This is a genomic window from Flavobacterium sp. IMCC34852 (assembly GCF_030643905.1).
In the GTDB taxonomy this organism is placed as follows: domain Bacteria; phylum Bacteroidota; class Bacteroidia; order Flavobacteriales; family Flavobacteriaceae; genus Flavobacterium; species Flavobacterium rivulicola.
Window position 1 is genome coordinate 1,133,081 of the sequence record NZ_CP121446.1, and the last position, 12,745, is coordinate 1,145,825.

Annotated in this window: 4 protein-coding genes; all 4 read left to right on the forward strand. The window is 36.7% G+C overall.

From position 1 onward, the window contains the following. Nucleotides 1–245 precede the first annotated feature (245 nt). Entirely contained in the window at nucleotides 246–6,458 is a 6,213-nt protein-coding gene (locus tag P7V56_RS04965) for a DUF8696 domain-containing protein (protein ID WP_171223390.1), read from the forward strand. Nucleotides 6,459–6,478: 20 nt separating this feature from the next. Continuing rightward, a complete protein-coding gene (locus P7V56_RS04970; RefSeq protein ID WP_171223389.1) occupies nucleotides 6,479–9,574 on the forward strand; it encodes a DUF8696 domain-containing protein in 3,096 nt (1,031 codons plus the stop codon). A gap of 229 nt (nucleotides 9,575–9,803) precedes the next feature. Then, complete coding sequence (locus P7V56_RS04975; RefSeq protein WP_171223388.1) at nucleotides 9,804–11,357, forward strand: AraC family transcriptional regulator; 1,554 nt, start codon at nucleotides 9,804–9,806, stop codon at nucleotides 11,355–11,357. Nucleotides 11,358–11,384: 27 nt separating this feature from the next. Beyond that, nucleotides 11,385–12,518: a tetratricopeptide repeat protein gene (locus P7V56_RS04980; RefSeq protein ID WP_171223387.1), complete on the forward strand. Its 1,134-nt coding sequence runs from the start codon at nucleotides 11,385–11,387 to the stop codon at nucleotides 12,516–12,518. Nucleotides 12,519–12,745: the final 227 nt, after the last annotated feature.

Below are 12,745 nucleotides of genomic sequence, written 5' to 3' on the forward strand. Positions count from 1 at the left end.
AAAGAAAACCACTAACGTTGTTAGTGGTTTTTTTATGCAAAAAGGTTTCAAATTACTTTTAAATATTGCTGAAAACCTTTTTGATTTTAACAGTTATTTTTTTTGAAAATCCTTTATTTATGAGCCTTTTAGAGGGGAAACGGCTTTTAAAATTCATTAAATTAGAAAGTCTTCTTTTTTTTTGTATAAGTATAAATAATAGTTTTACTTCCACAACAACAATTTATTAACCAATTCAAATAATTATGTTTATCAATTACTTTTTGAAAAGTTCATTGCTGCAAACATCGTCCTCGGACGGGAAGCACATTGGACAAAAACCAAAGTCATTTGGTTTTGCATGGTTGCTTTTGATGCTCTTGTCTGCTGTAACCGGCATACAGGCTCAAACAACCATTATCAATCCGGCGACGGATGGAGGTTTTAATTTAGGTAGCACTTTTGCTGCCAATGGTTGGACAGTTGCCAATGAAGGCACAGGTGCAGTGAAATGGGCTGTGGGAACAGCAGTTTCTGATACTACGCCAGGCACAACTCAAACGGCTAGTTCCATACCGATTACATCGTATACAGTAACGCTGTCTGCTTTAAACCAAAGCATTGCTATTGGTCAGTCTGTTTCCGGTGCAAATATTCAACCAAACACATATGTGTCGAATATTAGTGGTACTACTTTGACTTTAACATTACCAACAACCAACGCAACAGCACAAACTAATGTGTTGTTAACTTTTGGTGCGCTTGCTTCTAATATTAGTGGCAACTCTGCTTATTTGTCTTTAGACAATGGAGTGACGCATGCGACTAATATATCAGGAATTAGAACGATTTATTTTTACAAAGATGTAGTGATTCCTGCAGGACATACTAATATTGCTTTGTCTTTTGATTGGAAGTCTGCTGCTAATACATGGCAGGTTTTTGTTGCGCCAACAACTGTAACACCGATTGGTTCAAATGTACAGTCTACTTTTCCAAATACATTGACAGGAGCAACTCCTATTATTTATTCTAATACCAATACCACAACGCAATCATCATTTGGATTTATTCCTGCCAGTTTCGCAGGAACTACTGCCAGAATTATTTTCATGTGGTCAAATGGAAATGGTGGTGGAACAAATCCTCCATTAGCAGTTGATAATATTTCATTAGTTTCAAGAGCTGGTGGGCAAACTTTAACATCAGTTTCATCTGGTCTTTTTACAAGTCCAAGTACTTGGGATTTAGGATATGTACCTTCGCCTTCAGATGACGTGGTTATCTCAGCAGGTCATACAGTGGATATCAATGAGAAAATCACTTTAGGCGCAAGAGATTTAGCTATCGCTGGTTCTGGTGCAGTGGCTCAATTTGGTTTCTTTTCTGACCAGTTTACAGTAAGTAATGACTTATTTATTAGTGGGTCAGGTGCCAGATTTAATGTTTACCAACCTACCAATGTTGTTACACCGGCTGGTAACGGTAGATTATTAAAGGTTGGTCATGATATCAGTTTTACTAGTGGTGGTCGTTTAGATATTTCTTTTGGTACTACAGGTGCTGGTGTTGGAGAATTAAATTTAAATGGTTCTACATTACAAACTATTTCAACGGATGCTGGTAGCTTTTTAGGAGGAACTACTAAAGCAAATGGTACAACCAATACTTTTGGAATTATCAATCAATTGACAGTTACTAATACTAGTACTGCAACACCTAATATCGATTGGCAAGTAAACAATGCCAGAATTAGAAGTAAATTAACCTTAACCAGTGGAAGAGTTGCTCTTGGTAGTAACAAAATCATCCTTGGGAATTATGGTGCTTTGAGTACCAATGTTGTTTGTAGTCTTGGAACCGGTTTCATTGGTGGAACTGTGGCGAGATGGTACACTACTTCAGCTAATCCATCATCGGGAACTATTGATGCAGGATTGGATTATAACAATGCGAATGTTTTATTTCCTATCATAAATGCTAATGGTCAAAACAGATGGGCTTCTATTCTTTCTCCGGCTTCAGGTACTGTTGCAGGGGAATTAGCAATCACTTATGCAGACGCTAACACAATGAGCGCTGTATCTATTGTTGACGGAATTACCATTGGAACTCGTTATGACGGAAACTGGACTATTACTACACCGGATAGTAGAGTTGATACAACTCTTAGTACACCGGCAGCATTTACTTATACTAACGCAGGAACTGCTTTTGCTTTAGGATTTTATGCTACTGGTGCTTTTGCCACTAATGATGGTAGCACAAGAATATTATACGGTGCAGCTGCGGCTGGCGGAACACATATCAACGGGACAACAGCTCCTTTTGCTGCAAGATCCGGACTTACATTAGCTAACATTACGGCGAATGGTCCAATGTATGTTGGTGGAGCTACTACTTCTGTACAAGGCGGAACAACAAAAACATCTACCGGTTCAGGAGATTGGAATACTGCCGGGACTTGGACTCCAAGTGGGGTTCCTGCTTGTGGTGATATTGTTACCATTGCTTCAGGACATACTGTAACAGTTAATGCTACTGCTTCTGCAGCCGGTGTAACTATTAATGCAGGAGGTACTTTGGTTAACGCCGGAGGTACTTTGACTGTTGGTTGTACAAACAACAATGCTATTTTTACCAACTTTGGTACTAGTACTGTTTCAGGTGGAACTTTAAGAGTAAACGGTGGTGTTTATCACAGAGCCGGAAGTACTTTTAATCATACTGGCGGTGATGTTACTATTGATAGTAATGATGCAGGTAATGCTTCAACCAGTGTTGGTCAAGGAGGTTCTTCTTTAAAATTAGATACTCCTAATTTAAATTTAACCGGAGGTACTATTACTATTGTAGATCCGCTTATCAATAATGTTATTGCTACTAGTGCTACTTCAGTTACAAATTTTACTATGACAACTTTTGCCAGTACTTTTGCAAAGCCATTAGCGGCTGATGCTCCATCAGGTTCAACTGTTTTGAGTATGACTAATTTTAACCGTGCCAATACTTTTTCAATAGGACAAGTTGTTAGTGGTACAGGTATAGCTCCTGGTACAACTATTACAGCACTTACAGTGCCTCAAACTTCTGTAGCCCCAATATCAATTACTTTATCACAGGGAACAACTGCAACTATTCTCACAGGTGCAACCATAGATTTCAGTGCTATGAATAATGGTAGTAGTGTAATTTGTGTTCCAACATCTACGGCCAATTGGTTCAATATTGCAGTAGGTCAGATTGTTACCGGTAACGGAATTCCAGCCGGAACTACTGTTACAGGAGCAGGTTCAGGATTTGCAGATTCTGCTTATGCCATATTCTTGTCAAATCCGGTAACTGGTTTAGCTACTTCACCAATTATTGCTGCTGAGACAATTACATTCTCTGGGGCTTCACCTAACTGTTCATCGATTATTTTACCTGCTGCCAATCCATTAATTAGTGTGGGTCAGGCGGTTTCAGGAACAGGTATTGCTCCGGGAACTACAGTTACTAGTATTGATGCTGTTGGTACTCAATCTAAAATAGGTTTATCTCTTCCATGTACGGGAGCTATGGTAGCACCGGTAGCATTGAATTTTTATGCCGGCAATTTGAGTAGTTTTGCTGTTGCTTATAATGCAACGACAAATTATGTGGCAGGATTAAACCATACGTTACAAATTGGTGACGGTGTTTCAACTGATAAAGCTGCGGTAACTACCAATGGTTTCCTTTGTAATTTTATTCAAGGAGGAGGAATGTTGTCTTTGGGCAACTTAACAGTTAATGCACTTGACGGAGCAGATAGATTTTTCAATGTAACCAATGTATTAAGTGTACAAAATGCATTGAATATTACTTCAGGCAGTGTTTTCAAAAAGACAAATACTTCAGGAGGAATGTTCTTTGGAGGAAACATAACCAATAATGGTTCAATGTTTATGGCTGCAAATACAATTACAAACTTAGCCAATGGTGCTTTGGGAGCTACTACTCTTCCTCAAACCATTTCAGGTTCAGGTAATTTTTACAACAACTTAACTACTGCGGCATCAACAGGTTCGTTTGCCGGATTAACCATTAATAATACAAGTAGTGCTGGTGTTACTATTAGCATGCTGAATTTCAGAGTAACCTCTTCACTTACATTGAATTCAGGGATTGTTCATACCTCTGCTACTTATCCTTTATATCATGGTTTAGCTGATTTAAGTTCAGGTGCTATTCTTTCAGGGACATTTAGCGATACTTCTTTTATCGATGGTCCTTACAACAAATCTTTTGCGACAAATTCAACAAGTGCATCTTTTCAACTATTTCCTGTTGGGAAAACCAGTTATACTCCTGTTTGGGTTGGTATAACTGCTGGAGCCTCTATTACTGCTGAGGCTTATACTTCAAATGCAGGGACAACATCTGTAAATGCCAGTAATTTAAGTGCTACCAACTGGAGAGTTACCAGAGAAGGTGCTTTAGGATCTATGTCTGATTATAAAGTTCAATTAGGTCATCCTTCAATTGGTGCTAATAATATTATTGTTCAGGCGCCAATTGCAAATGGAACTTATGATAATACATTTGGAAATGCGATGGTTTACACTGCCGGTACATTAAATACCATTGCGGCACCAACTGCAATATCTGGAGCGGGTTATACCTCTTCCTATTTTGCCTATGCTACAACACCAAACTGTACAACTTTCAATCCTGGTAATACAATAGCAGATTTATCAACTATAACTAATATTGTAATTCAAAATAGTTCATCTACAGGAATTGTGAATGGTTCGGCTAATGTTACTTTACAAGCTACTGCTTCGCCATTGATTGTTGCAGGGTTAACAGTTACAGGTAACGGTATTCAAGCAGGAACGACAGTAGTTTCGGTTAGTGGTACAGCTTTAGTATTATCTCAACCAGCTACTGCATCTAGTGCCGGACAAACAACTTTGACCTTTTCAACGGTTCAAAATCCATCTTCACTTTGTGGATCACAATTGGTTCGTTTAAGTCTTCAAAATTCAACTACTGCAACCGGTATTACTTACCAATGGCAAAGTTCAACTGATGGAGGAACGACTTATGTAAATATTAGTGGTGCTACGGCGGCTACTTATGTAGGAGCTCCAACTCAAAACACATATTACCGTTGTAATGTAACTTGTACTTTTGGTCCTTCTACTGTAGCTTCAACTCCTGTTCAGGTAACACTTAGCAGTGCTGTTGATACAACTACACCGGGAACAACTTGTACGGCAAGTACTCCGGTTAACTTAGAAGCAACTGCTGCTTCAGGAACTATCACATGGTATGCTGCTGCAACAGGTGGATCACCTTTGGCAACCGGTAGTCCTTTCACACCGTCACCAGCAACTACAACGACCTATTATGCAGCTACTGAATCAACTTCAACTTACACCGTTGGAAAATCGTTGACAGGGACTTCTACTTCAACCTCTAATTTTACAGGTATTGTTTTCAATACTTCTAAAAACATAATCTTAAACTCGGTTAAAGTTTATCCAAGACAAACGGCTGGTGCTCTTGATGCCGGTGCTCAAATGACCATCAAATTATTTAAAGATGGTGTTCAAGTTCCGGGTACAGATGCAGTAACATTTGTTCCTACAACGAATACGGGTACTATATCAGCTTCGTTTTCGAATACAGTAAACTTAAACTATAACATTCCTGCCGGTAACGGATATACGCTTTTAGTTACTTCAGGATTAAGTGCTACCAATATGTTGGCCAGAGTTTCGCCTGGAGTTGCAACACTTCCGGCTGGAGGAGGTTCAGTAACTGTTACCCTTGGGGCTTCTAGTTTTGATACAACTAGCAATTCAGAGAATAATAACTTCTTTGATTTGAATGTTACTGAAGTTTGTTCTTCACCTAGAGTTGCTGTTGAGGCAACAGTAGGTTGTACTAAAAACTTGAAATTATTCATCGAAGGATACTACATTGGCGGTGGTCAAATGACTCCAGTTAAAGCTAATGAAGGTGTTGGTACAAGTACTACTGATGTTGATGATGTTACTGTAGAATTAAGAGACGCTTCAACTTATGCAGTGGTATCTTCTGCAAGTGCAGTGTTGAAAACTGACGGAACTGTTGCTGCTAAATTAGTAGCTCCAGCTGGAAATTATTTTATTGCAGTAAAACACAGAAATGCAATTCAAACTTGGAGTGCTGCTGCTGAGGCTTTTGGTACTTCTACTGCTACTTATGATTTCTCAACTGCAGCTAACAAAGCTTATGGTAGCAATATGAAAAACTTAGGTTCTGGAGTGTTTGGATTCTATTCTGGGGATATCAATCAAGATGAAAGTATTGATGTGGGAGATTTCCCTGCTTTATTTAGTGATAATGACAACTTTATTTCTGGATATTTTAATACAGACTTAAACGGAGACGGAACGGTTGACGTTGGTGATTTCCCAATATTATTCCTGAATTCAGATAATTTTATCTTTTCTAATCACCCATAATTAATTTAAATTCAAAAGAAATGAAAATTATAAAAAATAATTTAGGCAAGAGCTTATTGCTTCTTTGCTTAATGATGATTTCCTTAACAGGATTTTCTCAAGTTGCCGGGACTCACTTTACAGTGAGTCTGGCAAACGTAACTTCTACTTCCACGACTATGGAATTTGATGTTATGCTTACGGTAGATGGAACAGGAGCAGCTGCTGCTGGGGTTAAATTATCTGCTATGTCAGCAGGGATTAATTACAATACAGCTATTGTAAATGGTGGTACAGTTTCTTGTGCCTATATTGGTGGAAAAAGTGCTGCAATTGCAGGATTAATCAATGCTGCTTCACCAAGCACTGTTACGCCAGGGCATATCAGAATTACGGCTTCTCCCTTAACAATAGATACTGCATTTGATGTTGTTAACGGAACGTATACTTTTGGTAGATACCGATTGACAAATACCGCGAGTTGGACTCAGAATTCTAATGCTCAATTGTGGTTACAACCCAATAATATCGGTAAAACCAATACGGCTGTAAATGCTTTCCCATTTGGCGCAACTCTAGGAGCAGCATCATACTCATATTCAACTACTGCTCCGGCAGGTACGCCTGGAGTTAGTTTAGTGTATACTCAAGCCAATACTTTGAGCCATGATTTAAATGCTAATTGTGGGATTACTCTACAACCGGTTAATCCTACTATTTGTAAGGCAACCGGTGGAACTGCTTCCGTTTCTGTTACTGCTACAGGAGCTACAGGAGCATTATACCAATGGTATACACAAACAGCTACAGGAACTACTTGGACTGCTTTGGCAAATAATGCAAATTATTCAGGTACTACAACACCTACGTTAAATATAACAAGGACTACAGCTTCTGTTCCTGCAGTAGGAACAAAATACAGAGTTGTTATCAATGGTGGAATTTGTAATAATGTAACTTCTGATACTGTTGTTCTACAAGAACAAACAGTTTTGTCTAAAGCTACGGCTGTTTCAGCAAAGTCATCTACCAATGCTACTTTGTATCCGGCAAACACAACTTGTGTAGGAACTACTGTGAACTTAACATTGGCTGCCGGAAGTATCGGAAACATTCAATGGCAATCTTCTACAGATGGAATTACTTATAATAACGTTGGCGGTGTAATTGCTCAAACTGCTTTGTCAGCGGTTAATCCTGCGTTAACACTTAGTTCAGGAGTTTTAACACAAGATACTTGGTTCAGAGTTGTCGCTTCAAATGGTATTTGTTCTTCGGTTAATGGAGTTGCTACTAAAATTACCGTAAGTTCTCCTGCAATTGCGGGTACCATTAGTGGTGGAGATGTTACTGTTTGTGCTTATTTAGCATCAGGGACACCGCTTGATTTGGCAGGAAACCTTATTCCATTACCTTACACTAATAGTACAGTGCTTACATTAAATGGAAACAACGGTACAGTAGTTTGGCAAAAATCAATCAACTATACTTCAGCTTCTCCAACTTGGTCAACTGTAACTACAGGTGTTTCAGGTAATCAATTAACAGCAGCTAATTTAACTGTTGATACATGGTACAGAGCTTTGGTGTCAAATGGAGCATGTACTGCTACATCACCGGTTGTTAAGATAACTGTTAATAAAGCGGCAAAAGCCGGAGCAGTTACAGCAACCTCAAATAGTGTAGTTACAACAGGTGTTTGTACAGGAGGCGATATTACTTTTACTTCTGCTCCTTATGTTGGAACCTCAAATCAATGGGAAGTTTCAACTACTTCAACTACCACAGGTTTTACTCCTGTAAGTGGTGCAAACGGATTAGTATTTACAATGAATGATGTAGCTTATCCGCCACTTTCTAAGTTCTATGTTAGAAATGTAGTATACAGCGGATCTTGTACAATGGCAAGAAGTGCTGTTAAAACTATCACCGTAAATCCAATTACAGTTGCTGGAACAGTAACCGGAGGTGGTGTTGTTTGTGCAAATGGTGGCGGAACGTTGAAACTTGCAGGTCAAGTAGGAAAAGTACAATGGGAATATTCTACAGATGGTGTAAACTTTTTAACAGTACCTTATTGGAAAACAGTTTCATTTGTACCAACATTCTTCAACCCTAACAATACTACAGCGTTTACTACGCCGTCTTCATCAGGTACAGCAACAAGTTACATAGTATCAAACCTTACGGCTAATACCTATTTCAGAGCTAGAGTAACTAGCGGTTCATGTGCTACAGAATACAGTAATGTTGTTCAATATACCATTGGAACTAACGCTGTAGCAGGAACTATTTCTGCAGGAAATTCTACAATATGTCCGTCTACAGGAACTACTTTAACTTTATCTGGTTCTACCGGAGCTATTCAATGGCAAAAAGCAAGTGTTTCTGCTACAACCGGATTACCTGGAACTTTTGCTAATATAAACGGACAAACCAATACAACTTTAGCAACTGGTAACTTGACGGCTTCAACGGCTTATCAGGCAGTAGTTACAATTGGGGCATGTTCTACAGTAACTACAGCTTATTTTATTGTAAATGTTGTTGCAAAACCAGTTGCCAAGCCAGTTACAGCCAATGTAACTTCTCCAGCGGGTTCTCTAGCGGCGCCATTATGTACAACTGATGCTTCAAAAGTATTGACTATTGGTGCTGGTTATGTTGGTGCTATTCAATGGCAAACATCAACTACATCAACAACAACAGGATTTAGTGATATTTCTGGTGAAACCGCAACAACTTATACTATTGCTAATCCGGCAGTAGGAGCAAACTATTACAGAGCTTCATTTACCAACAGTTGTGGAACTGTGGTTTACAGTGCTGCGGTAACAGTTTATTACCAAGCTTGTAAAACTACTACGCCTGAGGCACGTGTTGAGAAATCTCCTTTTGCAGTAGTAGCTTATCCAAATCCTTACAGTGAAAACTTCAATTTAAGTTTGACTACTTCAAGCGAAGAGAGTGTAAGTGTAATGGTTTATGATATGACAGGAAAATTGGTTGAACAACATGAAGTTAGTGCAGCAAATATTGCGGAGCTTCAAGTTGGAAACAGATATCCATCAGGAATTTATAATGTAATTATCACACAAGGAGCCGAAGTTAAAACCCTTCGCGTTGTGAAAAGATAGTAAGAATTTCCTAAGTATTTTTTTAATTGAAAATCCTTCTCGATTTATCGGGGAGGATTTTTTTTGCTATTCTATTGTGGTTTTATAGATTTTATCGTTTATTTTAACGTTTTAAAATATTACTTTTGTCTGTATTTATAGATATATTTACCATTCCGATTAGAAAATTGCTAAACAAATTACCTGAAAAAGCATGAATTGTCTTGCTAAAATAAATAGCCTCTTTTATTTGTTTTTTTTCATTGGATTTTTCCATACCACTATAAGTGCGCAATCATCTGAAAACAAGCATCACTTAACAGGTGATATCGAAAGATTAATCAATTCAAACCCTGATCAAGCGTTAAAAGTTGCCCAATATTTATTGAGTAAAACCGGTATTTCAAATAAGGAAAAGGCGCATGTCAATTTTTTAATTTCTAAGGCTTATAAAGTAAAAGGAGACTACAGCAGTGCTTTAAATTTTCTCTATGAAGAAAAGAATTACGAAGAGTATTTGGATGAAGAGGAAAAAATAGGAATCGAAATTAATAAAGTCATACTGCTAAGAGAGTTGTCTTTAGATAAGCAAGCAAAAAAAATATTGACTAATTTGGAAAATGAGGTTAATAATGTGACCAATGACAAATTAAAGCCCTATTACGAAATTTCAATTGACATAGAAAAAGCAAGGTATTTTTTGAAAGAAGGTCAAGTTGATAAAGGAATCAACTTGCTAAAATCACAAGAAGCTTTTTTGACTAAAATGGCAAGCGACTTCAAAGAGTTAGAGTTGTATTTTGACATAACGCTGGGACATTTGTTTTTGGAAAAAAAGGATTTAGCAGCTTCTAAAAAATATTTTGATTCAGCTATAGCTATGATTAATGAGCAAAATGGGGACAATGCCTATTCTAAAATTGATGCTCTTTATGGTTTGGCGGGTATTTCTTTTTACAAAAAAGAGCACCAAGATGTCATTAAATTAACCGAAGAGGCTTTGGTTCAAGCGAAAAAGTTGGGTAACCTTTTCTGGCAAGTTAAAATCATGCAGTTACAAAGTTCCAGTTATTTGGCATTAAATGATTTGACCAATTATAAGGCAATTAATATCAAATTTTTTGAAGCCCAAAGCGAAACGGAAGCCCAAGAACAAGAAGCTATTAATACCACATATAATCTTGTTTCCGATGAATATGCCGATGAGTATTCTAAAGACAAGTCAAACTATATTAATTTCTTGTACGTCATCTCAGCCTTGTTTTTTATTACTATCCTTATTTGTCTTTTATTTTGGCAAAAAGTAATGCAACGAAAGAAAGGTTTAGATGAGATTATTAGTTATATCGAAATTACAAGAAGCAATCTTTTAGAAAGTTTTACCGTAACAGATAAAAAAAACGAGCCTAAAAAGAATGTCATTCTCAAGGAAACAGAAGAGCAAATTTTAAATAAACTCAAGAAATTTGAAAGTTCAAAACGTTTTATCAATAAAGATATTTCACTAGCGGTTTTAGCGGGTCAACTAGACTCAAATACCAAATACTTGTCGGAAATTATAAACACCCATTACAATGTTAATTTTAATACTTATATCAATAAATTGAGGATTAATTACATTATTGAAAAACTCAAGACTGACCCTAATTTTATCAATTATAAGATTAGTTATTTGGCCGAAAACTGCGGTTTTTCATCCCATAGCAGCTTTGCCACGGTATTTAAATCGATAACCGGAATATCACCGGTTAAGTTTATAGAATTATTAAATCAAGAAAAAGAAAATAATCTGTTAGAAGAGTAAATGAATACTAAGAAGAATATATACTATATGCTGATATTACTTGTTGCAAAACTTGTAATTGCTGATACTTTGAGTTCTCAAAACCTCAAAAGTATAGATAGTATCCTCAAAGTAGCTTCTACAGAAATTTATGCAAATCCGGATAATGTAATCAAGTTAGGGCACAAGATTATTAAGATGGCCGGAGACAATGTTGATTATAAAATTAAAGCATACAAGATTATTTCAGATGCTTATTCTTCCCGACGTGATTATGAAAAGTCATTAGAGTACGTTATTAAAGCCAATGAATTATTGGATGAAACCAATGATGAACTGCTTAAAATAACCATTGTCAATAAAATGGGTATTCAATACCACCAATTAAAGGTTTATGACAAAGCTATTCAATATTTAGACCAAGCCGAACAGTTAATAGGGGAGTATCCTGTTAAAGATTCTATTCATACTGAATTGGGTAAAAACTATATCGTAAGAGGATTTATTTACAAAGAAAAGCTTAGCTGCGCCATTGCCATTGCCTTTTTAGACAGAGGGATTGCCGAGTTAAAAAAATCAAATAAAGAATCAGATTTATCCAAAATTAGTATCGCGACCTATAACAAAGGAAATTGTTATTTGTTGTTAAAGAATAACAAATCAGCGCTAGAAAATTTTCAGATAGCTGTACAAATGGCCAAAAAAGTAAATGCTAAAAGTTTACAAGCCTTTGCCTTAAAGGGTTCAGCTAAGGTATTTACTCTCGAAGGCAGAAACATCGAGGCCATCAAAGCACTTGATGAAGCTTTATATCTTTCTTCTGAAGTTAATGATTTAATCCTGAATCAAGAGATTTACATGGGATTATCTGAGAACTATTTAGCTATTAATGATTGGAATCAATTCAAAACCAATCAACAAAAATTTATCGAAGTCCAAAAGCAAATTAAAGATCGTGAACGTTTATCCGTAGGTGAGTCACTAGGGGTTAAAGAAGCCGAATCAAAAGCAAATCGTGACGAACTTTCCAATAAATTTTATTATTTACTACTTGTTTTATTTTTTGTTTTAACTCTTATTGTTTTATTTTTCTACGTAATAATTAAACGTAAAAACAAAGAAATTGAAGCCATAAAAAGCCAAATTTACATTTTACAAAACAAGAAAGGCAAAGAGGCTTAAACCCTATTTTTCCCCCTAAATTCACTCCAAATCCACCTGTTATACTTTATAAATTCAGTAAATTATAAAGTAAAATCATTTTCCGACTCTTGCTATTTGCGTATCTTAGTGTAAGGAATTAAAAAACGCACATAAATACTGTTGTTTATTGCTGTAAATCAGGGTTTTGTTAGTTTTTTTATTTCAGTAATTTTCTCTCATTTTTGTCTTTTTTTAGATCAAATTAA